The 23,755-nt window shown below is 55.7% G+C and carries 23 protein-coding genes and 1 tRNA gene; all 24 read left to right on the top strand.

What is annotated here, in order from left to right; genetic code table 11:
- Positions 1-61 precede the first annotated feature (61 nt).
- The 24 genes from pnp (at position 62) to QEP11_RS01285 (ending at position 23,698) form a co-directional block, all read left to right on the top strand.
- Positions 62-2,296, top strand: coding sequence for a polyribonucleotide nucleotidyltransferase (pnp, locus tag QEP11_RS01400; protein WP_284334775.1), 2,235 nt, complete (start codon positions 62-64; stop codon positions 2,294-2,296).
- A gap of 181 nt (positions 2,297-2,477) precedes the next feature.
- Positions 2,478-3,224, top strand: a complete 747-nt coding sequence (gene tpiA, locus QEP11_RS01395) for a triose-phosphate isomerase (RefSeq protein WP_284334774.1) — start codon at positions 2,478-2,480, stop codon at positions 3,222-3,224.
- Between the two features lie 32 nt (positions 3,225-3,256).
- Positions 3,257-3,616 carry a preprotein translocase subunit SecG gene (gene secG / locus QEP11_RS01390; protein WP_284334773.1) on the top strand — a complete coding sequence of 120 codons (360 nt, stop codon included), beginning with the start codon at positions 3,257-3,259 and terminating at the stop codon, positions 3,614-3,616.
- A 129-nt stretch (positions 3,617-3,745) separates the two neighbouring features.
- Positions 3,746-3,830 (top strand) — tRNA-Leu (locus QEP11_RS01385).
- 72 nt (positions 3,831-3,902) lie between these two features.
- Positions 3,903-4,262 carry an NADH-quinone oxidoreductase subunit A gene (locus QEP11_RS01380; RefSeq protein ID WP_284334772.1) on the top strand — a complete coding sequence of 120 codons (360 nt, stop codon included), beginning with the start codon at positions 3,903-3,905 and terminating at the stop codon, positions 4,260-4,262.
- Between the two features lie 30 nt (positions 4,263-4,292).
- On the top strand, positions 4,293-4,772 hold the full coding sequence (locus tag QEP11_RS01375; RefSeq protein WP_042418791.1) for a NuoB/complex I 20 kDa subunit family protein: 480 nt from the start codon (positions 4,293-4,295) through the stop codon (positions 4,770-4,772).
- A gap of 12 nt (positions 4,773-4,784) precedes the next feature.
- On the top strand, positions 4,785-5,393 hold the full coding sequence (locus QEP11_RS01370; RefSeq protein ID WP_284334771.1) for an NADH-quinone oxidoreductase subunit C: 609 nt from the start codon (positions 4,785-4,787) through the stop codon (positions 5,391-5,393).
- Positions 5,394-5,423: 30 nt separating this feature from the next.
- Complete coding sequence (locus QEP11_RS01365; RefSeq protein WP_284334770.1) at positions 5,424-6,677, top strand: NADH-quinone oxidoreductase subunit D; 1,254 nt, start codon at positions 5,424-5,426, stop codon at positions 6,675-6,677.
- On the top strand, positions 6,674-7,165 hold the full coding sequence (nuoE, locus tag QEP11_RS01360) for an NADH-quinone oxidoreductase subunit NuoE (protein WP_284334769.1): 492 nt from the start codon (positions 6,674-6,676) through the stop codon (positions 7,163-7,165). Before QEP11_RS01365 ends, nuoE begins: the two co-directional genes overlap by 4 nt.
- On the top strand, positions 7,162-8,535 hold the full coding sequence (gene nuoF / locus QEP11_RS01355; RefSeq protein ID WP_284334767.1) for an NADH-quinone oxidoreductase subunit NuoF: 1,374 nt from the start codon (positions 7,162-7,164) through the stop codon (positions 8,533-8,535). The genes nuoE and nuoF overlap by 4 nt, the downstream gene beginning before the upstream one ends.
- 20 nt (positions 8,536-8,555) lie before the next feature.
- A complete protein-coding gene (gene nuoG, locus QEP11_RS01350; protein ID WP_284334766.1) occupies positions 8,556-10,676 on the top strand; it encodes an NADH-quinone oxidoreductase subunit NuoG in 2,121 nt (706 codons plus the stop codon).
- Complete coding sequence (nuoH, locus tag QEP11_RS01345) at positions 10,673-11,749, top strand: NADH-quinone oxidoreductase subunit NuoH (protein WP_284334764.1); 1,077 nt, start codon at positions 10,673-10,675, stop codon at positions 11,747-11,749. The genes nuoG and nuoH overlap by 4 nt, the downstream gene beginning before the upstream one ends.
- A gap of 11 nt (positions 11,750-11,760) precedes the next feature.
- Positions 11,761-12,270 carry an NADH-quinone oxidoreductase subunit NuoI gene (gene nuoI / locus QEP11_RS01340; RefSeq protein ID WP_284334763.1) on the top strand — a complete coding sequence of 170 codons (510 nt, stop codon included), beginning with the start codon at positions 11,761-11,763 and terminating at the stop codon, positions 12,268-12,270.
- A gap of 30 nt (positions 12,271-12,300) precedes the next feature.
- Positions 12,301-12,975, top strand: a complete 675-nt coding sequence (locus tag QEP11_RS01335; protein ID WP_284334762.1) for an NADH-quinone oxidoreductase subunit J — start codon at positions 12,301-12,303, stop codon at positions 12,973-12,975.
- A complete protein-coding gene (nuoK, locus tag QEP11_RS01330) occupies positions 12,972-13,280 on the top strand; it encodes an NADH-quinone oxidoreductase subunit NuoK (RefSeq protein ID WP_042418761.1) in 309 nt (102 codons plus the stop codon). Before QEP11_RS01335 ends, nuoK begins: the two co-directional genes overlap by 4 nt.
- 28 nt (positions 13,281-13,308) lie before the next feature.
- A complete protein-coding gene (gene nuoL, locus QEP11_RS01325) occupies positions 13,309-15,345 on the top strand; it encodes an NADH-quinone oxidoreductase subunit L (RefSeq protein WP_284334761.1) in 2,037 nt (678 codons plus the stop codon).
- A gap of 9 nt (positions 15,346-15,354) precedes the next feature.
- The gene (locus QEP11_RS01320; RefSeq protein ID WP_284334760.1) at positions 15,355-16,830 is read left to right on the top strand and encodes an NADH-quinone oxidoreductase subunit M; all 1,476 of its coding nucleotides are present in this window, start codon (positions 15,355-15,357) and stop codon (positions 16,828-16,830) included.
- A gap of 23 nt (positions 16,831-16,853) precedes the next feature.
- The gene (gene nuoN / locus QEP11_RS01315) at positions 16,854-18,347 is read left to right on the top strand and encodes an NADH-quinone oxidoreductase subunit NuoN (RefSeq protein ID WP_284334759.1); all 1,494 of its coding nucleotides are present in this window, start codon (positions 16,854-16,856) and stop codon (positions 18,345-18,347) included.
- Positions 18,348-18,362: 15 nt separating this feature from the next.
- Positions 18,363-18,674 (top strand): DUF2818 family protein, encoded by a 312-nt coding sequence (locus tag QEP11_RS01310; RefSeq protein WP_284334758.1) that lies wholly within the window; start codon positions 18,363-18,365, stop codon positions 18,672-18,674.
- A 70-nt stretch (positions 18,675-18,744) separates the two neighbouring features.
- Positions 18,745-19,212 (top strand): DUF1178 family protein, encoded by a 468-nt coding sequence (locus QEP11_RS01305; protein WP_284334756.1) that lies wholly within the window; start codon positions 18,745-18,747, stop codon positions 19,210-19,212.
- A 413-nt stretch (positions 19,213-19,625) separates the two neighbouring features.
- Complete coding sequence (locus QEP11_RS01300; protein WP_284335191.1) at positions 19,626-20,396, top strand: ABC transporter ATP-binding protein; 771 nt, start codon at positions 19,626-19,628, stop codon at positions 20,394-20,396.
- A gap of 1 nt (position 20,397) precedes the next feature.
- A complete protein-coding gene (locus QEP11_RS01295) occupies positions 20,398-21,108 on the top strand; it encodes an ABC transporter ATP-binding protein (RefSeq protein WP_284334755.1) in 711 nt (236 codons plus the stop codon).
- Positions 21,109-21,153: 45 nt separating this feature from the next.
- Entirely contained in the window at positions 21,154-22,353 is a 1,200-nt protein-coding gene (locus QEP11_RS01290; protein ID WP_284334754.1) for an ABC transporter substrate-binding protein, read from the top strand.
- 136 nt (positions 22,354-22,489) lie between these two features.
- On the top strand, positions 22,490-23,698 hold the full coding sequence (locus QEP11_RS01285; RefSeq protein WP_413788662.1) for an ABC transporter substrate-binding protein: 1,209 nt from the start codon (positions 22,490-22,492) through the stop codon (positions 23,696-23,698).
- The last annotated feature ends 57 nt before the right edge of the window (positions 23,699-23,755 follow it).

Below are 23,755 nucleotides of genomic sequence, written 5' to 3'. Positions count from 1 at the left end.
GTTCTGACTCCAAAACAACGCTGGGTGCATGCGCCCGACAATTTCAATAGGAGTAAAACACATGACCATGTTCAATAAAGTGACCAAGACTTTCCAATGGGGTCAACACACTGTCACCATGGAAACTGGTGAAATCGCTCGCCAGGCTTCTGGTGCTGTGTTGGTGAATATCGATGACACCGTGGTGCTGGCCACTGTGGTGGGTTCCAAGATTGCCAAGGCTGGTCAGGATTTCTTTCCTTTGACCGTTGACTACATTGAGAAGACTTACGCAGCGGGCAAGATTCCAGGCAGCTTCTTCAAGCGCGAAGCCAAACCATCGGAGCTGGAGACGCTGACCTCGCGTCTGATTGACCGCCCTATCCGCCCTCTGTTCCCAGAGGGGTTCTACAACGATGTGCATGTGGTCATTCACACCATTTCGTTGAACCCTGAAGTGGATGCCGATATCGCAGCCATGATTGCGACTTCTGCCGCTTTGGCTGTGTCGGGCATTCCATTCAGCGGCCCCATCGGTGCTGCGCGCGTGGGATACATCAATGGTGAGTACGTGCTCAATCCTGGTCAGACGCAGCGCAAGGACTCGCTGATGGATCTGGTGGTTGCGGGTACGGAAGCAGCTGTGCTGATGGTGGAATCTGAAGCACAGCAACTGCCTGAAGAAGTGATGCTGGGCGCTGTGGTGTTTGGTCACGAACAAGGCAAGATCGCCATTGAGGCCATTCATGACTTGGTGCGCGAAGGTGGTAAGCCTGCGTGGGATTGGACGGCTCCCGCCAAAGACGAGGCGCTGATTGCCAAGGTGGCTGAATTGGGTGAAGCCAAACTGCGTGCAGCGTACCAAGAGCGTAACAAACAAGTGCGTACCTTGGCGTGCCGCACTGCTTATGCTGATGTGAAGGCTGCTTTGTCTGAGCAGGGCGTGGAATTTGACGCTGTGAAGGTCGAAGGCATGCTGTTCGACATCGAGGCGCGCATTGTTCGTTCGCAGATTCTGGCGGGTGAGCCCCGTATTGACGGTCGCGACACACGTACCGTACGTCCCATCGAAATTCGCAACTCCGTGCTGCCTCGCACGCATGGCTCGGCCCTGTTCACCCGTGGTGAAACACAGGCGCTGGTTGTGACTACGCTGGGTACCGAGCGTGATGCGCAAAAGATTGATGCATTGGCTGGTGAGTTTGAAGACACCTTCCTGTTCCACTACAACATGCCTCCCTTTGCGACGGGTGAGGTGGGGCGCATGGGTTCGACCAAGCGCCGCGAAATCGGCCACGGCCGTCTGGCCAAACGTGCACTGGCAGCTTGCCTGCCAAGCAAGGAAGAGTTCCCTTACACGATCCGTGTGGTGTCGGAAATCACCGAGTCCAACGGCTCTTCGTCGATGGCTTCCGTGTGTGGTGGTTGCTTGTCCATGATGGATGCAGGCGTTCCCATGAAGGCGCACGTGGCAGGTATTGCCATGGGTTTGATCAAGGAAGACAACCGCTTTGCCGTGCTGACTGACATCTTGGGTGATGAAGATCACCTGGGTGACATGGACTTCAAGGTGGCGGGTACTACCAACGGTATTACCGCGCTGCAGATGGATATCAAGATCCAGGGCATCACCAAGGAAATCATGCAAGTGGCTCTGGCGCAAGCCAAGGAAGCGCGCATGCACATTCTGGGCAAGATGCAAGAAGCCATGGGTGAGGCCAAGACTGAGGTGTCTTCATTTGCGCCCAAGCTGTTCACCATGAAGATCAACCCCGAAAAGATTCGTGATGTGATTGGCAAGGGTGGCGCAACTATCCGTGCGCTGACCGAAGAGACTGGCACCCAGATCAATATCGAGGAAGACGGCACCATTACCATCGCTGCCACCGACGGCGAAAAGGCGGAAGCTGCCAAGAAACGTATCGAAGAGATTACGGCTGAAGTCGAGATCGGCAAGGTCTACGAAGGCCCTATCGTCAAGATTCTCGAATTCGGTGCCTTGGTAAATCTGCTGCCTGGCAAGGATGGCTTGCTGCACATCAGCCAGATTGCCCATGAGCGCGTGGAAAAAGTGACTGACTACCTGCAGGAAGGTCAAGTGGTCAAGGTCAAGGTGCTGGAGACGGACGACAAGGGTCGCGTGAAGCTGTCCATGAAGGCTTTGCTGGAGCGTCCTGCTGGTATGCCTGAGCGTGCGGAGCGTCCTGCACCTGCGGAGCGCCAGCCTCGTGAGCGTCGTGAACCGCGCGAGCGCCGTGAACCTCGTGCAGAGCAAAACGGTGCTGCGGACGTTGATCAGCAGCAGCAACAGCAGTAACAACCATTGCTTCATGGGTTGGCCGGATATCTTCAGTTGACCCATGAATGGTTGTGGGAGTGCGCTGCGAAAGTTTGCGAGGCAGGGTTTAAGTCATTTTTGGCTTAAATCCTTTTTGCATGACCAGAGCGTGCTTTTTGGATGACGCAGATCAATTCCATCTTGATGATGTACTGACCCCATGAAGAAGAAACTGATTGTTGGTAACTGGAAAATGAATGGCAGCTTGCAAGCCAATGCTGACTTGGTATCTGGTTTGGTGCAGGGTTTGCCAGCCCCGCTTAATTGTGCGGTGGGTGTGGCGGTGCCGGCTGTTTATCTGGCACAAGTTCAGGCTTTGGTCCAAGGCTCCGGTGTGGCCTTGGCTGCGCAAGATGTTTCGCAGCATGAAAAAGGTGCGTACACCGGAGAGGTGTCTGCAGCCATGCTGCAAGACTTTGGCGCGCGCTATGTCTTGGTGGGGCACTCGGAGCGTCGTCAATACCATGGTGAAAGCGATGCAGTGGTTGCTGCCAAGGCGCAAGCTGCACTGTCAAAAGGTTTGACGCCGATTGTCTGTGTCGGTGAAACACTGCAAGAGCGTGAAGCTGGTCAGACTGAGCAAGTTGTCAAGCGGCAGCTGGCTGCGGTCATTCATCAGGTTGGACACTGTGTCAGTGAGCTGGTGGTGGCTTATGAACCGGTATGGGCAATCGGTACCGGTAAAACAGCGAGCCCAGAGCAAGCGCAGGCCGTGCATGCGGTGCTGCGTGCGCAGCTCGCGGCTGCGACAGAGCATGCGCAACGTGTCCCACTGCTCTATGGTGGCAGCATGAATGCTGCAAATGCGGCGCAATTGCTGGCGCAAGCGGATATTGATGGTGGCCTGGTCGGGGGGGCATCCCTCAAGGCCGCAGACTTTTTGCAGATCATTGCAGCGGCCAATTGAGGTAGCTGTACGTGTTTAACTGAGGAGTAGTGATGAGCGCGTTTGCGACATTGATTTTGGCTGTACAGATGTTGTCGGCCTTGGCCATGATTGGATTGATCTTGATTCAGCATGGCAAGGGTGCTGATATGGGTGCGGCTTTTGGTAGTGGCACGTCGGGCAGCTTGTTTGGTGCCAGTGGCAGTGCAAACTTTCTGTCTCGCAGCACTGCAGCGCTGGCGACAGTGTTCTTTGTGGCCACACTGGCTTTGGCATATCTGGGTAATGCACGTCCCGTCAGCACGGGTAGTGTGCTGGAGAGTGTGCCTGCCCCAGCGGTGACGGCTCCAGCAGTGGATAGCACTGTGCCGACAGCGCCTGCACAAGGTGTTGACCAGATTCCTGCTAAATAATTGAATCAAACCATGGAGGAATGCTGTGACGCAGCATTTCTCGGGTTACAATCCAAAAGTTGCTCGGAAAGCCATAGCCCTGTTAGAGGGGGCTCCTCATGCGATCCGAGTGATTTGAGACTTACAAATGCCGTCGTGGTGGAATTGGTAGACACGCTATCTTGAGGGGGTAGTGGCGAAAGCTGTGCGAGTTCGAGTCTCGCCGACGGCACCATCATAAATACAGCCTGCCCATGATCAGGCAGTGGTCGAGGGCAAGGTCAACAAGCGGAAAACGCGACCTCACATGAACCTCGAGCAGTATCTCCCGGTCCTACTTTTCATTTTGGTAGGCATCGCCGTGGGAGTCGTTCCCCTCGTTCTTGGCTATGTGCTGGGCCCGAATCGCCCGGATGATGCCAAGAATTCGCCTTACGAATGCGGCTTTGAAGCCTTTGAAGACGCGCGCATGAAGTTTGATGTGCGCTTCTATCTGATCGCCATTCTGTTCATCCTGTTTGATTTGGAAATCGCATTCCTGCTGCCTTGGGCCGTTGCGCTGCAAGACGTTGGAGCTGCCGGTTTCGTCGCTGTTCTCATCTTCCTGACCGTTCTTGTCGTGGGCTTCGCCTACGAATGGAAAAAGGGCGCCCTGGATTGGGAATAAGTACACGCACTCCTCAAAAAAGGACACACGATGATTGAAGGCGTGATGAAGGAAGGCTTCGTCACCACCAGCTATGACGCGGTGGTGAACTGGGCCAAAACAGGCTCTATCTGGCCGATGACATTTGGTTTGGCTTGTTGTGCCGTCGAGATGATGCATGCAGCAGCAGCGCGCTACGATCTGGCGCGCTTTGGTGCTGAGGTATTTCGTCCCTCGCCACGCCAGTCCGACTTGATGATTGTTGCTGGTACCCTGTGCAACAAGATGGCGCCCGCACTGCGCAAGGTCTATGACCAGATGTCCGAGCCCCGCTGGGTGCTGTCGATGGGCTCTTGTGCCAATGGTGGTGGCTACTACCATTACAGCTACTCGGTGGTGCGCGGTTGTGACCGCATTGTTCCAGTGGATGTGTACGTGCCGGGCTGCCCGCCCACAGCCGAAGCGCTGATTTACGGCATCATTCAGCTGCAGCAAAAAATCCGCCGCACGAACACCATCGCCCGCGTTTAAGGAGCCGAGAGGATGTCCGCATTTGCAATTCAGCCCGAAGCGCTTCGGGATCTGGTGGCTGCTGCATTGGGAGACCAAGCGCGCAGCGTCGCCGTCAAGCTCGGTGAGGTAATCGTTGAGGTTGCTGCACCTAACTATCTGGAAGTTATGCGCAAGCTGCGCGACACCCCAGGTTGCCAGTTTGAACAGTTGATTGATCTGTGTGGCGTGGATTACTCCACGTACCAGGAAGTTGGCCGTGATGGTGCACGTTTTGTTGTGGTCTCGCAGCTGCTGTCGGTGAGTTTGAATCAGCGTGTCCGCGTGCGCGTGTCGTGCCCGGATGATGACTTCCCTGTGGTGGCATCCGTGTGCGAGCTGTGGAGCAGTGCCAATTGGTTCGAACGCGAAGCTTTTGACCTGTTCGGCATTATTTTTGAAGGTCACACAGACTTGCGCCGGATCTTGACCGACTACGGCTTCATTGGTCACCCCTTCCGCAAGGATTTCCCGCTGTCCGGCCACGTTGAAATGACCTATGACACGGAGCAACGCCGTGTGGTCTACCAACCTGTCACGATTGAGCCGCGTGAGATTACGCCTCGCATCATCCGTGAAGAAAACTACGGAGGACTGCACTAACAGGCGCTTGGCGCTTGTTGGTTGAAGAACATGGCTGAAATCAAAAACTATTCCATCAACTTTGGTCCTCAGCACCCGGCAGCGCACGGTGTGCTGCGTTTGGTGTTGGAGCTGGACGGTGAAGTGGTGCAACGTGCCGACCCGCACGTGGGGTTGTTGCACCGTGCCACTGAAAAGCTGGCTGAGCACAAGACCTATATCCAGTCGCTGCCTTATATGGACCGACTGGACTATGTGTCCATGATGTGCAACGAGCACGCTTACTGCTTGGCCATTGAAAAATTGCTGGGCATTGAAGTGCCCAAGCGCGCTCAGTACATCCGCGTGATGTTCAGCGAAATCACCCGTTTGCTGAATCACCTGATGTGGCTGGGCTCCAACGGCATGGACTGCGGAGCCTCTACCGTGCTGATGTGGACCTTCCGTGAGCGTGAAGATCTGTTCGACATGTATGAGGCTGTCTCTGGCGCACGCATGCACGCAGCGTACTTCCGCCCAGGTGGCGTGTACCGTGATCTGCCGGACAGCATGCCCCAGTTCAAGGCCAATAAGGTGCGCAATGCCAAGGGTATTGAAAAACTCAATGCCAACCGTCAAGGCTCGCTGCTGGACTTCATTGAAGACTTCACCAACCGTTTCCCCAAGTGCGTGGACGAGTACGAGCATCTGCTCACCGACAACCGCATCTGGAAGCAGCGTATGGTGGGCATCGGAGTGGTCACGCCTGAGCGTGCATTGAACATGGGCTTTACAGGCCCGATGTTGCGTGGCTCCGGCATCGCTTGGGATCTGCGCAAAAAGCAGCCCTATGAGGTCTACAGCGAACTGGACTTTGATGTGCCTGTTGGCAAGGTTGGCGATTGCTATGACCGTTATCTGGTGCGTGTCGCAGAAATGCGCCAGTCCAACCACCTGATCAAACAATGTATCAAGTGGTTGCGTGCCAACCCAGGTCCGGTGATTACAGAAAATCACAAGGTGGCACCTCCCGCGCGTGAGGACATGAAGTCCAACATGGAGTCGTTGATCCACCACTTCAAGCTGTTTACCGAAGGCTTCCGCGTGCCCGAAGGTGAAACCTATGCGGCGGTGGAGCACCCCAAGGGTGAGTTTGGTATTTACATGGTGAGCGATGGTGCCAACAAGCCATATCGCTTGAAGATTCGTGCACCCGGGTTCGCCCATTTGGCGATGATGGACGAAGTGGTCAGTGGCCACATGCTGTCTGACGTGGTGGCGGTGATCGGCACCATGGATATCGTGTTCGGAGAGATTGACCGATGATTACTGAAGCGACCAAAGCGCGTTTTGCGCGTGAAGTGGCCAAGTACCCCGCTGACCAGAAGCAGTCTGCAGTGATGGCATGTTTGGCCATTGCGCAGCAAGAGCTGGGCTGGGTGAGCCCCGAGAGCGAGGCGGTGATCGCCGAGGTGCTGGACATGCCCCAGATCGCTGTGCATGAAGTCACAACGTTCTACAACATGTACAATCAAAAGCCGGTTGGCAAATACAAGCTGAACGTTTGCACCAACCTGCCTTGCCAGCTGCGTGACGGTTACAAGGCTCTGCACCATTTGGAAGCCAAGCTGGGCATCAAGATGGGTGAGACAACGCCAGACGGTATGTTCACCTTGCAGCAGTCTGAATGTCTGGGTGCGTGCGCCGATTCTCCAGTGATGCTGGTCAATGACCGCTGCATGTGCAGCTTCATGAGCAATGAAAAGCTCGATGAGCTGGTGGATGGCCTGCGCGCGGCGGAGGGCAAGGCATGAGCACCATCTTGAACAACGCTGCGGTCAACGATGTGTTGGCCAAGTTTGTTTCGTCGGGCAATGAAACCTGCTTTCATGATCGCCATATTGAGCCGCAAATTTACGCAGGTCTGAACGGCAGCAACTGGTCCATCAAGGACTATGAAGCGCGTGGCGGCTACCAGGCGCTGAAGAAGTTGCTGGGTAAAGATGGTGGCAACGGCCTTACACAGGACGAAGTCATTGCCAGTCTCAAGGAATCCGGTCTGCGCGGCCGTGGTGGTGCAGGTTTCCCCACTGGCTTGAAGTGGAGCTTCATGCCTCGTCAGTTTCCGGGCCAGAAGTATCTGGTTTGCAACTCCGATGAGGGCGAGCCTGGTACCTGCAAGGACCGTGAAATCCTGATGCACAACCCGCATATCGTGATTGAAGGCATGGCGATTGCCGCTTTCGCGATGGGCATCAGCGTGGGCTACAACTACATCCATGGCGAAATTTTCCAAGCCTACGAGCGCTTTGAAGCAGCCTTGGAAGAAGCCCGTGCTGCAGGCTATCTGGGTGACAACATCTTGGGTAGTGAATTCAGCTTCCAGCTGCATGCTCACCATGGTTTTGGTGCCTATATCTGCGGCGAGGAAACCGCGTTGCTGGAATCGCTGGAAGGCAAGAAGGGGCAGCCGCGCTTCAAACCGCCATTCCCAGCCAGCTTCGGTCTGTATGGCAAGCCAACAACCATCAACAACACCGAGACATTCGCAGCAGTGCCCTGGATCATCCGCAATGGTGGTGCAGCCTATCTGGCATGCGGCAAGCCTAACAACGGTGGTACCAAGATTTTCTCGGTCAGCGGTGATGTTAATCTGCCGGGCAACTACGAAGTGCCCATGGGCACACCATTCAGCAAATTGCTGGAGCTGGCTGGCGGCGTACGCACTGGCCGCAAGCTCAAGGCGGTAATTCCTGGGGGCTCCTCCTCGCCTGTGCTGCCCGCGGACATCATCATGGAATGCACGATGGATTATGACTCCATCTCCAAGGCTGGCTCCATGCTGGGTTCGGGGGCCGTGATCGTGATGGATGATTCACGTGACATGGTTGAAAGCCTGTTGCGACTGTCGTACTTTTACTCCCACGAGTCCTGCGGTCAATGCACGCCTTGCCGGGAGGGTACCGGCTGGTTGTGGCGTGTGGTCAAGCGTATTCAAGAAGGCGAAGGCCGTCCTGAAGACATCGAGTTGCTGGACTCTGTGTCCGTCAACATTATGGGGCGCACCATCTGTGCGCTGGGCGACGCGGCAGCCATGCCCGTGCGCGCCATGATCAAGCATTTCCGCCACGAATTTGAAGCCAAGATTGCCGCGGCTGCGAAATCGGGCTCCACGGTTGCCTGATCGCGAGAGGCGAGAGACATATGGTTGAAATTGAACTAGACGGCAAAAAGGTAGAGGTCGCTCCTGGCAGCATGGTCATGCATGCGGCCGAGAAGGCCGGAACCTACATTCCGCACTTCTGCTACCACAAGAAACTTTCCATTGCCGCCAACTGCCGCATGTGCCTGGTGGAAGTGGAAAAAGCACCCAAACCACTGCCTGCCTGTGCCACGCCAGTGACACAAGGCATGATTGTTCGCACCAAGAGCGAGAAGGCCATCAAGGCCCAGCAGTCGGTGATGGAGTTCTTGCTGATTAACCACCCCCTGGATTGCCCTATCTGCGACCAGGGCGGTGAATGCCAGTTGCAAGACCTGGCAGTGGGATATGGCGGCACCGGTTCGCGCTACGACGAAGAAAAGCGTGTAGTGCCTCACAAAGATGTCGGTCCGCTCATCTCCATGGAGGAGATGAGTCGCTGCATCCATTGCACCCGTTGCGTGCGCTTTGGCCAGGAAGTGGCGGGCGTGATGGAACTGGGTATGGTCAACCGCGGCGAGCATTCCGAGATCACGACCGTGATTGGGGATACTGTCGACTCCGAGCTGTCTGGCAACATGATTGATTTGTGCCCTGTGGGTGCGTTGACCAGCAAGCCTTTCCGTTACAGCGCACGTACCTGGGAGCTGTCACGTCGCAAGTCAGTCGCACCGCACGACTCCACAGGTTCCAACCTGATTGTGCAGGTCAAGAACCACAAGGTGATGCGCGTCGTGCCTTTTGAGAATGAAGCCGTCAACGAGTGCTGGATCGCCGACCGTGACCGCTTCTCCTATGAAGCGCTGAACAGTGACGAACGTCTGACCCAGCCCATGATCAAGCAGGGCGGGGAGTGGAAGACAGTTGACTGGCAAACCGCTTTGGAATACGTGGCCAATGGTCTCAAGCAGATCAAGGATCAGCACGGCGCACAAAGCATTGGTGCTCTGGTCAGCCCGCATAGCACGCTGGAGGAGTTGTTCCTGACAGGGCAACTGCTGCGTGGCATTGGCAGTGACAATATCGACTGGCGCTTGCGCCATGCCCAATTCAACGCGGCTGAAGGCGTGCGTTGGCTGGGTACATCGATTGCCTCTTTGTCCGAATTGCAAGCTGCCTTGGTGGTTGGCTCCAACCTGCGCAAGGATCATCCCTTGTTCGCACAGCGTATTCGCCAGGCGGCCAAGAAGGGGGCACAGGTCTTTGCACTGAATGCCAAGGTTTATGACTGGGCCATGCCTGTCAACGCTTCCGTCGTGGCAGCGCAGGACTGGGTGCAGGCACTGGCGGACATTGCTGCCTCTGTGGCGCAAGCCAAGGGCGTGCAAGCGCCTGTGGCTGCCCAGGCTAATGTGGAAGCCGATGCCATCGCGCAGGCGCTGATTGCTGGTGAGCGCAAGGCCGTGCTGCTGGGCAATGCTGCAGCGCACCATGCACAAGCAGCCGAACTGCTGGCACTGGCCAACTGGATTGCTGCGCAAACGGGTGCAACTGTGGGCTATCTGACCGAAGCTGCGAACACCGTGGGTGCACAGTGGGTCAAGGCACAGCCTCAGTCCAATGGATTGAATGCTGCACAGATGATCAACGGTGGTTTGAAGGCAGCGATTTTGCTGAACAATGAGCCCGCGTTCGATACAGCCGCTGGTCAGCAAGCATTGCAAGGGCTGAACAAGTCCGAGATGGTGGTCACCTTGAGTCCATTCAAGGCCAATCTGGAAATCAGCGATGTTCTGCTGCCTATCGCGCCTTTTACGGAAACCTCGGGCACGTTTGTGAATGCCGAAGGCCGTGTGCAAAGCTTCCACGCTGTGGTCAAGCCGCTGGGCGAGACCCGTCCTGCCTGGAAGGTGCTGCGCGTGCTGGCCAATTTGCTGGGTGTGCAAGGCGTGGATTACGAGTCCTCGCAAGATGTGCTGGCAACTGCGGTGGGTGCGGGTACGGCTGAAGTGCCAGCCCAGGCATTGAGCAATGCCACCCAGGCAGCGGCTCAGGTACAAGCTGGCGCCTTCGCAGAGCCCGCGGTCGCAAGCATCTATCAATTGGACAGCATTGTCCGCCGCGCGACATCGCTGCAACTGACAGCTGATGCGCGCCAGGCACAAGTGGGAGGTGCCGCATGATTGACGAACTCAAGATTGCAGGCGCTGGCCTGATCGATGCGACCTGGTGGACCGATGCGGCCTGGCCCGTGATCTGGATCCTGCTGGGCATCATCGCCATCGTGGCCCCGCTGATGATTGCCGTGGCCTACCTGACACTGTGGGAGCGCAAGTTCCTGGGCTGGATCCAGGTCCGACCCGGTCCCAACCGTGTGGGTCCATGGGGCTTGCTGCAACCTATGGCTGACGGCTTGAAGCTGCTGACCAAAGAGTTGATCATGCCCACAGTGGCTGCCAAAGGCCTGTTCTATGTGGGGCCGGTGATGGCCATCATGCCTGCGCTGGCCGCGTGGGTGGCAGTGCCGTTTGGGCCTGAAGTGGCGTTGGCCAACGTGAATGCAGGCATCTTGTTGGTCATGGCGATCACTTCGATCGAAGTGTATGGCGTGATCATTGCGGGCTGGGCTTCCAACTCCAAATATGCCTTCCTTGGTGCTTTGCGCGCCTCGGCACAGATGATCAGCTATGAAATTGCCATGGGCTTTTGCTTCTTGGTCGTGATCATGGTGACCGGCAGCATGAATCTGACGCAGATTGTGCTCAGCCAGGGTCAAGGCCAATTTGCGGATATGGGTCTGAGCTTCCTGTCGTGGAACTGGTTGCCTTTGCTGCCTATCTTCTTCGTTTACCTGATTTCTGGCGTGGCTGAAACCAACCGCGCACCCTTTGACGTGGTGGAAGGTGAGTCGGAAATCGTGGCAGGTCACATGGTCGAGTACTCGGGCATGGGCTTCGCGATTTTCTTCCTGGCCGAATACGCCAGCATGTGGCTCGTGTCCATCCTGGCCGTGACCATGTTCTTGGGCGGGTGGCTGCCTCCGGTGGAAGCGCTGTCGTTCATTCCTGGCTGGATCTGGCTGGCTGCCAAGACTGCTTTTGTGGTGAGCTGCTTCATCTGGATTCGTGCCACATTCCCGCGCTTCCGCTATGACCAGATCATGCGTCTGGGCTGGAAGATCTTCATCCCTGTCACCCTGGTGTGGCTGGTCATTGTGGGTGCATGGTTGCACTCGCCTTGGAATATTTGGAATTAAGCGGGGACACCATGGCTGCTGTTGCTGCTACACCTTTCTCTATCAAGGATTTCTTCAAGAGCTTCATGCTCTGGGAATTGTTCAAGGGCATGGCTCTGACCGGGCGCAAGGCTTTTTCGCCACGCGTCACGATTCAGTTCCCTGAAGAAAAGACTCCTTTGTCACCACGCTTCCGTGGTTTGCACGCGCTGCGCCGTTATGAAAATGGCGAAGAGCGTTGCATTGCTTGCAAGCTGTGCGAGGCCGTGTGCCCTGCCATGGCGATCACGATTGAGTCGGACGTGCGGGATGATGGCTCACGCCGTACCACACGTTACGACATCGACCTGACCAAGTGCATCTTCTGTGGTTTCTGCGAAGAAAGTTGCCCCGTCGACTCGATTGTGGAAACGCAAATCCTGGAATACCACGGCGAAAAGCGTGGCGACCTGTACTTCACCAAGGACATGTTGCTGGCTGTGGGTGATCGTTATGAAGCCGACATCGCTGCTGCCAAGGCAGCCGATGCCAAGTACCGCTAAAGCGGCTCCTGATCCTGAAAGACTCGAATCATGGATGCCAAAACTGGTTTCTTCTATCTCTTCTCGGCGGTGATGCTGTTTGCAGCCTTCCGAGTCATCACATCGCGTAACCCCGTGCACGCGGTGCTGAACCTGATCCTTGCGTTCTCGCAGGCTGCAGCCATCTGGCTGATGCTCAAGGCGGAGTTCCTGGGCATCGCCCTGGTGGTGGTGTACCTGGGCGCGGTGATGGTGCTGTTTATGTTCGTGGTGATGATGCTGGATATCCGCATTGATCGCGTACGACAAGGCTTCTGGAAGCACTTCCCTGTAGCTGCCTTTGTGGGTGCTGTTGTGGCATTGGAAATGGCTTTGGTGCTGATGGCGGGCTTTGGCACCGTGGACGAAGCCAAGCCGGTTGCTGAACTGCTCAACAAACAAGGTGAAGTGCTGCCGTACTCCAATACTCAGGCTTTGGGTCGCCTGCTGTACACCGATTACTTGTACCCTGTGGAGATTGCCGCCGTGCTGTTGCTGGTAGCAATGATCACAGCTATTGCCCTGACATTGCGCCAGCGCAAGGACACCAATAAAGCGATCAACCCTGCGATCCAGGTGCGCGTGCGTGCACAGGACCGTGTGAGCCTGGTGAAGATGGAAGCCACCAAGGCGCCTGTCCCACCCGTGGCACCAGAGGGTGAGACCGCTGTGGAGGAGAAAAAATGACGCTCACATTAGGGCACTTTTTGACGCTGGGGGCGATGCTGTTTGCCATCTCGGTGATCGGTATCTTTCTGAACCGAAAGAATCTGATCGTCTTGCTGATGTGCATTGAGCTGATGCTGCTGGCCGTCAACACCAACTTTGTGGCCTTCTCTCATTACCTGGGAGACATGCATGGCCAAGTGTTTGTGTTCTTCATCCTGACGGTTGCGGCTGCGGAATCTGCGATTGGCCTGGCCATCCTGGTGCTGCTGTTCCGTAACAAGTCCAGTATCAATGCGGAAGATCTCGACACCCTCAAGGGTTGAGTCGCCGGTATTTGCAAGGTTCTGAAGAATGAGTCAAACACTTTCTGCATCCATGCTCCTGGCAGTACCGCTGGCTCCGCTGGCGGGCTCTGTTCTGGCAGGCATATTCGGCACCGCTTTTGGTGGCAACAAGTTCGGTCGTGGCGTGAGCCATTCGCTGACCATCTTGGGCGTGCTGATCTCTTTCATTTTGTCGGCTCTGACATTCAAGGCCGTGGTGTTTGAAGGTGCCACCTTCAATGCCACGATCTATGAGTGGATGACCGTAGGCAATCTGAAGATGGAGATCGGCTTCCTGATCGATTCCATCACCGCCATGATGATGTGCGTGGTGACCTTTGTGTCCCTGATGGTGCACATCTACACCATGGGCTATATGGAAGAAGATGACGGCTATAACCGTTTCTTCTCTTACATCTCGCTGTTCACCTTCTCCATGCTGATGCTGGTGATGGCCAACAACCTGCTGCAGCTGTTCTTCGGCTGGGAAGCTGTGGGTCTGGTGTCATATCTGCTGATCGGTTTCTATTACAAGAAGCCAACCGCCATCTTCGCCAACATGAAGGCTTTCCTGGTCAACCGCGTGGGCGACTTTGGCTTCATCTTGGGCATTGGTCTGATTGCCGCCTACACCGGCACATTGAACTACAGCGAAATTTTTGCCAAGTTGCCTGAGTTTGCCACCCTGACCTTGCCCGGTACGGACTGGTCTTTGGTGACGGTGACGGCCATCTGTCTGTTCATCGGTGCCATGGGCAAGTCGGCGCAGTTCCCGCTGCACGCGTGGCTGCCAGACTCCATGGAAGGTCCTACGCCCATCTCGGCGCTGATTCACGCGGCGACCATGGTGACGGCCGGTATCTTCATGGTGTCGCGCATGTCGCCGCTGTATGAGTTGTCGGATGTGGCGCTGAACTTCATCTTGGTGATCGGCTCCATCACCGCACTGTTCATGGGTATCCTGGGCATCATCCAGAACGACATCAAGCGCGTGATTGCGTACTCCACGCTCTCGCAGCTGGGGTATATGACCATCGCTCTGGGTGTTTCGGCTTACTCGGTGGCGACCTTCCACCTGATGACACACGCTTTCTTCAAGGCGCTGCTGTTCCTTGGAGCTGGCTCCGTCATCATGGGCATGCACCACAACCAGGACATCCGCTGGATGGGTGGCGTGCGCAAGTACATGCCCATTACCTGGATCACCTTCCTGCTGGGTAATCTGGCGCTAATCGGTACGCCGTTCTTCTCCGGTTTTTACTCCAAGGACGCCATCATCGAGGCGGTACACGCTTCGAACCTGCCTGCTTCCGGCTTTGCCAACTTTGCAGTTCTGGCGGGGGTCTTCATCACGGCGTTCTATTCGTTCCGTCTGTACTTCATCGTGTTCCATGGTAAAGAGCGTTACGACCAGAATCCTGATGCCCACCACGACGATCATCATGGTCATGACGATCACGGCCATGGTCACGATGCCAAGCCGCACGAGTCGCCTTGGGTGGTGACAGCGCCTCTGGTGTTGCTGGCTATTCCTTCGGTGGTGATTGGTGCCATTGCGCTGATGCCCATGCTGTTTGGTAGCTTCTTTGACGGTGTGATCTTTGTTGACCACGCCAAGCACCCTGCTATGACGGAGCTGGCCGAGAAGATTCACGGCTGGCTGCCCATGGCACTGCACGGTTTCCAGACGGCACCTTTCTGGCTGGCGCTGGCAGGTGTGGTGGTGTCTTATGTCTTCTACATGGTCAAGCCTGAGATTCCTGCCGCCATCATGGCGTTCAGCAAGAAGGTCGGCCTGTACCAAGTGCTGGAAGGCAAGTACGGTGTGGACTGGGTCTACGAAAACATCTTTGCCCGTGGCGCGCGTGTTTTCGGTACCGTGTTCTGGAAGGCTGGCGACCAGGCTGTCATCGATGGCGCACTGGTGAACGGCTCTTGGAAGATTGTGGGCAAGATCGCTTCGGTGGTCCGCTGGTTCCAGTCTGGTTACATCTACCACTACGCGTTGGTCATGATTTTGGGCATCTTCTTGCTCATGACCTACTTCGTGTGGCTCAACAAGTAAGGAAGAAAAATGGGTTTGTTGAGTCTTGCCATTTGGACACCTATCGTCTTTGGTGTCCTGCTGCTGGCCTTCGGTAAAGACAGTTGTGCACGCGGTGTACGCTGGGTGGCACTGATTGGCTCCATCGTGGGTCTGCTGGTGACACTGCCGCTGTACACCGGCTTTGATACCTCTTCAGCGGACATGCAGTTCGTTGAAAAGCTGTTGTGGATTGAACGTTTCAACATCCACTACCACCTGGGCCTGGACGGTCTGTCGTTCTGGTTTGTGCCGCTGACGGCTTTCATCACGGTGATCGTGGTGCTGGCTTCGTGGGAAAGCATCACTGAGCGTGTGAACCAGTACATGGGCGCATTCCTGGTGTTGTCCGGTCTGATGATTGGTGTGTTCTCGGCGCTGGATGGCCTGCTGTTCTACGTGTTCTTTGAAGCCACACTGATCCCCATGTACCTCATCATTGGTATCTGGGGTGGCCCGAACAAGATCTACGCCGCGTTCAAGTTCTTTCTGTACACCTTGCTGGGCTCCTTGCTCACCCTGGTGGCCATCATCTATTTGTACAACGTCTCGGGCGGCAGCTTCGACATCCAGACATGGCACAAACTGCCTTTGGGTTCGCTGCCACAGACCCTGGTGTTCTTTGCCTTCTTCGCTGCGTTTGCAGTGAAGGTGCCCATGTTCCCCGTGCACACTTGGTTGCCTGACGTGCACGTGGAAGCGCCTACTGGTGGTTCTGCCGTGCTGGCTGCCATCATGTTGAAGCTGGGTGCCTATGGTTTCCTGCGCTTCTCGCTGCCCATTGCTCCAGACGCATCGCGCGAATGGGCGTGGCTGATGATTGCCCTGTCCCTGATCGCCGTGGTTTACGTGGGTATGGTGGCGCTGGTGCAAAAGGACATGAAGAAGCTGGTGGCTTACTCGTCCGTGGCACACATGGGTTTTGTGACGCTGGGCTTCTTCATCTTCAACGACATTGGTGTTTCTGGCGGTATCGTGCAGATGATTGCCCACGGCTTTGTATCGGGCGCAATGTTCCTGTGTATCGGTGTGCTGTATGACCGAGTTCACTCGCGTGAAATTGCTGCTTACGGTGGTGTGGTCAACACCATGCCCAAGTTTGCTGCATTTGCGCTGCTGTTTGCCATGGCCAACTGCGGCCTGCCTGCAACCGCAGGTTTTGTCGGCGAATGGATGGTGATTCTGGGCGCCGTGCAATTCAACTTCTGGGTGGGCTTGCTGGCTGCCACTGCGCTGATCTTCGGCGCAGCCTACACCCTGTGGATGTACAAGCGTGTATACCTGGGTCCTGTAGGCAATGACAACGTCAAGAATCTGCAAGACATTGGCTGCCGTGAGTTCCTGGTGCTGTCGATTCTGGCAATTGCGGTCCTGTACATGGGCCTGTATCCCAAGCCCTTCACGGATGTGATGGATCCTTCGGTGGCTGAGCTGCTCAAGCACGTTGCCCAATCCAAACTTCCTTGACCAGACTGAACTGAGAGATTGAGATGATTGACAACATCAGCTGGCTTTCGATCTACCCTGAGATCGTGCTCTTCGTCATGGGGTGCGTGATTACTCTGGTGGATCTGGGCGTGAAAAGCCCCCGCCGCACAGGCACGTATGTGCTGACCATGCTGACGCTGGCCGTGGTGGCCATCATGCAGGCCAACTATGCGCTCAGCGGCAACACCTTCTATGGCTGGGGCAATATGGTGGTCTCTGACGCCATGGGCAACTGGCTCAAGTTCTTTGCCACCGTGGCCATGATGGTTACCTTGGTGTATGCCCGTCCTTACGCGGGAGACCGCGACATGCTGCGTGGCGGTGAACTGTTCACCTTGTCGACGTTTGCATTGCTGGGCATGTTCATCATGATCAGCGCTAACAACCTGCTGCTGATCTATCTGGGTCTGGAGCTGCTGACGCTGGCCAGCTATGCGCTGGTTGCATTGCGCCGAGATCACACGGTGGCAACCGAAGCCGCCATGAAGTACTTTGTGCTGGGTTCCATGGCATCGGGCTTCCTGCTGTATGGCCTGTCCATGGTGTATGGCGCGACCGGATCGCTGGACATCGGTGAAGTGTTCAAGGCCATCAGTTCGGGTGAACTCAAGCACCAGGTGCTGGTGTTCGGTCTGGTGTTCGTGGTGGCGGGTCTAGCATTCAAGCTGGGTGTTGCGCCTTTCCACATGTGGGTACCAGACGTGTACCACGGTGCACCCACGGCCATCACTGCTTTGATCGGTGGTGCACCCAAGCTGGCGGCTTTTGCGATTGTGATTCGCCTGCTGGTGGACGGCATGCTGCCTTTGGCGTTCGACTGGCAGCAAATGCTGGCCGTGCTGGCGATCGCCTCGCTGCTGATTGGTAACCTGGCTGCGATTGCGCAAACCAACCTCAAGCGTATGTTGGCGTACTCCACCATCTCGCAAATGGGCTTTGTGCTGCTGGGTCTGCTGTCGGGCGTGATTGGCTCGGAAATTGATCCCACTCGCGCTGCCAACGCATACAGCTCCTCTATGTTCTACGTGGTGACCTATGTGCTGACCACGCTGGCGACTTTTGGTGTGATTCTGCTGTTGTCGCGTGAAGGTTTCGAGAGCGAAGAGATCTCCGATCTGGCTGGCCTGAACCAGCGCAGTCCGCTGTACGCAGGCATCATGGCTGCCTGCCTGTTCTCCATGGCTGGTATTCCTCCGCTGGTGGGTTTTTATGCCAAGCTTTCGGTGCTGCAGGCGCTGGTGGCTTCGGGTGAAAGCTTCTACATCGGTCTGGCTGTGTTTGCTGTGATCATGTCCTTGATTGGCGCCTTCTACTACTTGCGTGTAGTCAAGGTCATGTACTTTGACAAGCCTTTGACCGCGACATCCGTCTCTGCGCCTTGGGATGTGCGTGCTGTGCTGACCGTTAATGGTGCCCTGGTTTTGATCTTGGGCATTGTTCCTGGTGGTTTGATGTCCCTGTGTGCGGATGCCATCGTCCGAGCCCTGGCATCCTGACCCATAATGTGAAGCGTGACTCAAACTGCTTCTATTTGGTTGGTAATCTTGGCGGCCCTGGTGGCCGCCAATTTGCCTTTTATGAACGAACGCTGGCTCATTGCTGGCCCCATTGCGGCATCGAACAAGAAGCCCATGTGGGGGCGCTTGGCTGAGTTGGTGCTGATGTACTTTGTGGTCGGGCTTCTGGCTTTGCTGCTGGAGCGCCGCACGGGGCAGATCTACCCTCAGGGCTGGGAGTTCTATGCCGTTACCGCAACGCTGTTTTTGACATTGGCCTTTCCGGGCTTTGTATGGCGTTACCTCGCGCAAAGGCGCAAGCGCTAAACTCAGCACATTCCTGTAAAGCAGAGCCTAGGCTCTGCTTTTTTCATAGTCACTTTGTTTCGTCTCCGTCATGAAGGTGTTTGATCTGCACTGTCCTCAAGACCATGTGTTTGAAGGTTGGTTTGGCTCGGAAGCAGATTTCCGCAGCCAGCTTGAGCGCGGTCTGGTCGAGTGTCCAATGTGTGGCAGTACAGATCTTCGCAAAGGGTTGAGTGCTCCGCGTCTGAATCTGGGGGCTCAGCCGCAAGACAAGTCAGCACCGGCTGTCTCCACCGGGCCGAATCCAGCCATGCAAACTCACGCAAAGCTGCATGCTTTGCAAGCCGCCTGGCTTGAGGCATCACGAAAGATTGCGGAAAAGACCGAAGACGTTGGTGACAAATTTGCGGATGAGGCATTGCGCATGCATAAAGGCGAGCAGCCGGAACGGCCCATTCGAGGGCAGGCAACTCCTGAGCAAACCATGGAATTGCTGGAGGAGGGAGTGCCCGTACTTCCGTTGGCTTTGCCGAAAATCAGTAAGGAAACGCTCCAGTAAAGTGGCTTGCGAGTCTTTGAAACTGGTGCTTCAGCTTCGTGTTCATCAGCCATGACTGCAAGATCCTGGCAGCTATGGGCTGCACCTCTTTTGGCGAGTTGATTTCAGCAGCGACCTTCCGTGGCTGCACAGCCCAAGCTGACAAAAAGCCGCCGAAATGGCACTTGGGCGACAGGCATTGGTTTTTGCGTGTGAGTGCTTGCTTTTATTTTATTCATTGAGCTTAAAGAAATTTTCCCCATTTTTTGCATGAATAGGGTAAGTGCCTAGGTTGTAAATCTTAGGCATAACTCCTAGTGCGAAGACAGAAACCTCACACATACGATGCACCGCAACATTCGATACGGTGCATGCGTGAAAAGTGGTCAAAAACCGCCGGGCGCAGCACCTCCAACACGGAGCAGCCTGCGCGCATGAGTGACGTCATTCTTCAAACCACCAATCTCACCAAAGAGTTCAGAGGGTTCACTGCAGTCAGTAAAGTGAACCTGTCGGTGCAACGCGGCAGCATCCATGCGCTGATTGGCCCCAATGGTGCAGGCAAGACCACATGCTTTAACTTGCTCACCAAATTCCTGGAGCCCACTTCAGGTGAAATTCGTTTCAATGGTCATGACATCACACGCGAAGCACCTGCGCAAATTGCACGTCGCGGTGTGATTCGTTCATTCCAGATTTCGGCAGTGTTCCCGCACCTGAGTCTGCTGGAGAACGTGCGCGTGGGATTGCAGCGCCAGCTGGGCACAGCATTTCATTTCTGGAAAAGCGAAAAAACCCTGAATCAGCTCAATGCCCGCGCTTTGGAGCTGCTCGATGAAGTGGGGTTGGCGGACATGGCTGATGAGATCACGGTGAACCTGCCTTATGGCCGCAAGCGGGCCCTGGAAATTGCCACAACGCTGTCCATGGAACCTGAGTTGATGCTGCTTGATGAGCCCACCCAAGGCATGGGCCATGAAGATGTGGACCGGGTCACGCAACTGATCAAGAAAGTCTCGGCTGGGCGCACCATTTTGATGGTCGAGCACAACATGAAGGTGATATCGACCATTGCAGACCGCATTACCGTGTTGCAGCGCGGCGCAGTGCTGGCAGAAGGCAACTACGCCGAAGTGTCGAGCAATGCCCAGGTGATGGAGGCCTATATGGGCACCACCGATGGCCAGTTGCAGGGGGCGCACTGAGATGAGCACACCGGCACTTGAAATACGTAATCTTGAAGCCTGGTACGGTGAATCTCATGTGCTGCATGGCGTGGACATGGTGGTGCATCCAGGAGAAGTTGTCACCTTGCTGGGGCGCAATGGCGCAGGCCGCACTTCCACCATGCGCGCAGTGATGGGCTTGACGGGCGCACGCAAGGGCTCCGTCAAGATCAATGGACAAGAAACCATTCATTTGCCCACTCACAAGATTGCCCATTTCGGCGTGGGCTACTGCCCGGAAGAGCGAGGCATTTTTTCCAGTCTTTCCTGTGAAGAAAACCTGTTGCTGCCGCCGCAGCTGAAAACTGGGCACGAAGGCATGAGTGTGGAGGAGATCTATGCCATGTTCCCCAATCTGGCCGAGCGGCGGCATAGCCAGGGCACTCGGTTGTCTGGGGGCGAGCAGCAAATGCTGGCCGTAGCACGTATTTTGCGCACCGGCGCACGCTTGTTGCTGCTTGATGAAATCTCCGAAGGTCTGGCACCGGTGATCGTGCAAGCACTGGCGCGCATGATCAATACCTTGCGTCAAAAGGGTTACACCATTGTCATGGTGGAGCAGAACTTCCGCTTTGCCGCGCCGCTGGCGGATCGCTTCTATGTCATGGAGCACGGCCGCATTGTGGAGACATTTGATGCTGCACAGCTGGACGCCAAGATGCCTGTGCTCAATGAATTGCTGGGTGTTTAAGCCAGCCGCCAATACGCATTTATCCAAAACAACGAGGAGACTCATATGACAGCATTTCGTACACCTTTGACGGCTTTGGCTCTGTCTTTGGCCGTGGCTGGTCTGGCGCATGCCCAGGAGCCGGATAAGGTCAGGATTGGTTTTATCACCGATATGTCCAGCAACTACGCGGACGTTGATGGCAAAAACGGTGCGCTCGCCATCCAGATGGCGATTGATGACTTTGGTGGCAAGGTACTGGGCAAGCCCATCGAGCTGCTGACGCAAGATCACCAGCACAAGCCTGATATTGCTGCCACCAAAGCCCGTGAGTGGATTGATACGCAGAACCTGACGATGTTGTTCGGTGGTACCAACTCGGGTGTTGCTCTGGCGCTGGCCAAGGTGGCTCAAGAGAAAAAACGTGTCTACTTCAACAGCGGTGCCGGTGCTTCAGCGCTGACCAATGAGCAGTGCTCACCCTACACGATTCATTACACCTATGACACCGTGGCGCTGGCCAAAGGCACGGGCGGTGCCGTGGTGGATAACGGCGGTAAGGAGTGGTACTTCCTGACAGCGGATTACGCATTTGGACACTCTCTGGAAAATGACACCACCAAGGTGATCAAGGCCAAGGGGGGAACCGTGAAGGGTAGCGTGCGTCACCCGCTGAATGCCTCTGACTTCTCCAGCTTTCTGCTGCAGGCACAAAACTCCAAGGCGCAGATTCTGGGGCTGGCCAACGCCGGTGGTGACACCATCAACACCATCAAGGCTGCGCGTGAATTTGGCATCAACAAATCCATGAAGATGGCGGGTTTGCTGGTGTTTCTGACGGACGTGCATTCGTTGGGGCTGAAGAACACGGAAGGCCTGCTGCTGACCACCAGTTGGGACTGGAACCTGAACGATGAAACACGCGCTTTCGGCAAAAAGTTCCAGGCAAAGGCCAAACGCATGCCTACCGATGTACAGGCCGCCAACTACTCCGCCACCATGAATTATTTGAAGGCGGTTGAAAAGGCGGGCACCACAGATGCCGACAAGGTGATGGCAGTGCTCAAGAGCACGCCGCTCAAAGACTTCTACGCAGAAGGTGTGATTCGCCCGGATGGCCGCTATGCCCACGATATGTACCTGATGCAGGTGAAGTCGCCTGCCGAGTCCAAAGAGGCGTGGGATTACTACAAGGTGGTGAGCAAGTTGCCAGCAGATCAAGTCTGGACCACCAAGCAAGAGAGCAAGTGCGCGCTTTGGAAGTGATGTCAAAGCTCTGATCGGGGGAGCGCAGCGGTGTTCTGCGCTCTCAGGCCTTTCATCGCGTTATCTAGTGTTTGCCGCCCATTCAGGGCATTGGTTTCACAAGGCGTAAGCCGCCCCCACTCAAGGAGACAAGGCAATGTACAAGCAACGCAAACTGACCCAGTTGACCCTGATGCTGGGGGTGGCAGGTCTGATGGCTGCCACGGCGCATGCACAGTCACAAGACAAGGTACGCATCGGTTTTGTCACCGATATGTCCAGTCTGTATGCGGACGTGGAGGGTAAAAATGGTGTGATCGCCATGCAGATGGCGATTGATGATTTTGGCGGCAAGGTGTTGGGTAAACCCATTGAGTTGCTGTCTGCCGATCACCAGAACAAAGCAGATATTGCTGCGAGCAAAGCTCGTGAGTGGATTGATACCCAGGGCATCAGTCTGATCTTCAGTGGCACGAACTCGGGCACGGCCTTGGCCGTTTCCCAGGTGGCCAATGAGAAAAAACGGGTCCACATCAACAATGGCGCGGGCACTTCGGCACTGACCAATGAGCAGTGCAACCCTTACACCATTCACTATGCCTATGACACTGTGGCGCTGGCCAAAGGTACAGGCGGAGCTGTGGTGGATCGCGGTGGTAAAGAGTGGTTCTTTCTGACGGCGGACTATGCTTTCGGGCAGGCACTGGAGGCAGACACCACGGCGGTCATCAAAGCCAAGGGCGGCAGTATCAAAGGCAGTGTCAAACATCCATTGAATGCATCCGACTTCTCCAGTTTCTTGTTGCAGGCACAAAACTCCAAGGCGCAGATTCTGGGTTTGGCCAATGCTGGCGGTGACACCATCAATTCCATCAAGGCTGCCAAGGAATTCGGTATCGACAAAAACATGAAGACAGCGGGGCTGCTGGTCTTTCTCACCGATATACATTCATTGGGCCTGAAAAATACCGCGGGTTTGCTGCACACGACCAGTTGGTACTGGGATATGAATGACGAGTCGCGCAAATTTGCCGACAAGTTTTTTGCCAAAACCAAGCGCATGCCTACCGATGTGCAGGCCGCGGATTACTCTGCCGTGATGCAGTACCTCAAGGCGGTCGAGGCGGTGAAGAGCACAGATGCCGACAAGGTCATGGCGCATCTCAAGAGCACGCCACTTTCTGACTTCTATGCCAAGGGCTCAATTCGCCCTGACGGCACTTACGCGCATGACATGTACCTTGTGGAGGCCAAGTCACCTGCGGAATCCAAAAAGCCTTGGGATTACCTGAAGGTGCTGCAGACCTTGCCTGCTGACACCGTCTGGACCACCAAGGCAGAAACCAAATGCGCACTCTGGAAGTGATGTGACATGGCCACGCCTGCCACCAGCGGGCGTGCCTTGCACATGCGCCAGGGCTAC

The organism is Comamonas halotolerans, from assembly GCF_030162935.1.
Classification (GTDB): domain Bacteria; phylum Pseudomonadota; class Gammaproteobacteria; order Burkholderiales; family Burkholderiaceae_C; genus Comamonas; species Comamonas halotolerans.
This window is presented reverse-complemented; position numbering and strand designations above follow the sequence as displayed.

Coding starts and splice junctions, on each gene's coding strand:
- QEP11_RS01285 (WP_413788662.1), top strand. CDS start 22,490: ATGTACAAGCAACGCAAACTGACCCAGTTGACCCTGATGCTGGGGGTG.
- nuoE (WP_284334769.1), top strand. CDS start 6,674: ATGATTACTGAAGCGACCAAAGCGCGTTTTGCGCGTGAAGTGGCCAAG.
- pnp (WP_284334775.1), top strand. CDS start 62: ATGACCATGTTCAATAAAGTGACCAAGACTTTCCAATGGGGTCAACAC.
- QEP11_RS01320 (WP_284334760.1), top strand. CDS start 15,355: ATGGGTTTGTTGAGTCTTGCCATTTGGACACCTATCGTCTTTGGTGTC.
- nuoN (WP_284334759.1), top strand. CDS start 16,854: ATGATTGACAACATCAGCTGGCTTTCGATCTACCCTGAGATCGTGCTC.
- QEP11_RS01365 (WP_284334770.1), top strand. CDS start 5,424: ATGGCTGAAATCAAAAACTATTCCATCAACTTTGGTCCTCAGCACCCG.
- nuoI (WP_284334763.1), top strand. CDS start 11,761: ATGGCTGCTGTTGCTGCTACACCTTTCTCTATCAAGGATTTCTTCAAG.
- secG (WP_284334773.1), top strand. CDS start 3,257: ATGAGCGCGTTTGCGACATTGATTTTGGCTGTACAGATGTTGTCGGCC.
- QEP11_RS01290 (WP_284334754.1), top strand. CDS start 21,154: ATGACAGCATTTCGTACACCTTTGACGGCTTTGGCTCTGTCTTTGGCC.
- nuoH (WP_284334764.1), top strand. CDS start 10,673: ATGATTGACGAACTCAAGATTGCAGGCGCTGGCCTGATCGATGCGACC.
- QEP11_RS01295 (WP_284334755.1), top strand. CDS start 20,398: ATGAGCACACCGGCACTTGAAATACGTAATCTTGAAGCCTGGTACGGT.
- QEP11_RS01375 (WP_042418791.1), top strand. CDS start 4,293: ATGATTGAAGGCGTGATGAAGGAAGGCTTCGTCACCACCAGCTATGAC.
- QEP11_RS01300 (WP_284335191.1), top strand. CDS start 19,626: ATGAGTGACGTCATTCTTCAAACCACCAATCTCACCAAAGAGTTCAGA.
- nuoL (WP_284334761.1), top strand. CDS start 13,309: ATGAGTCAAACACTTTCTGCATCCATGCTCCTGGCAGTACCGCTGGCT.
- nuoF (WP_284334767.1), top strand. CDS start 7,162: ATGAGCACCATCTTGAACAACGCTGCGGTCAACGATGTGTTGGCCAAG.
- QEP11_RS01335 (WP_284334762.1), top strand. CDS start 12,301: ATGGATGCCAAAACTGGTTTCTTCTATCTCTTCTCGGCGGTGATGCTG.
- nuoK (WP_042418761.1), top strand. CDS start 12,972: ATGACGCTCACATTAGGGCACTTTTTGACGCTGGGGGCGATGCTGTTT.
- nuoG (WP_284334766.1), top strand. CDS start 8,556: ATGGTTGAAATTGAACTAGACGGCAAAAAGGTAGAGGTCGCTCCTGGC.
- QEP11_RS01305 (WP_284334756.1), top strand. CDS start 18,745: ATGAAGGTGTTTGATCTGCACTGTCCTCAAGACCATGTGTTTGAAGGT.
- QEP11_RS01380 (WP_284334772.1), top strand. CDS start 3,903: ATGAACCTCGAGCAGTATCTCCCGGTCCTACTTTTCATTTTGGTAGGC.
- QEP11_RS01370 (WP_284334771.1), top strand. CDS start 4,785: ATGTCCGCATTTGCAATTCAGCCCGAAGCGCTTCGGGATCTGGTGGCT.
- tpiA (WP_284334774.1), top strand. CDS start 2,478: ATGAAGAAGAAACTGATTGTTGGTAACTGGAAAATGAATGGCAGCTTG.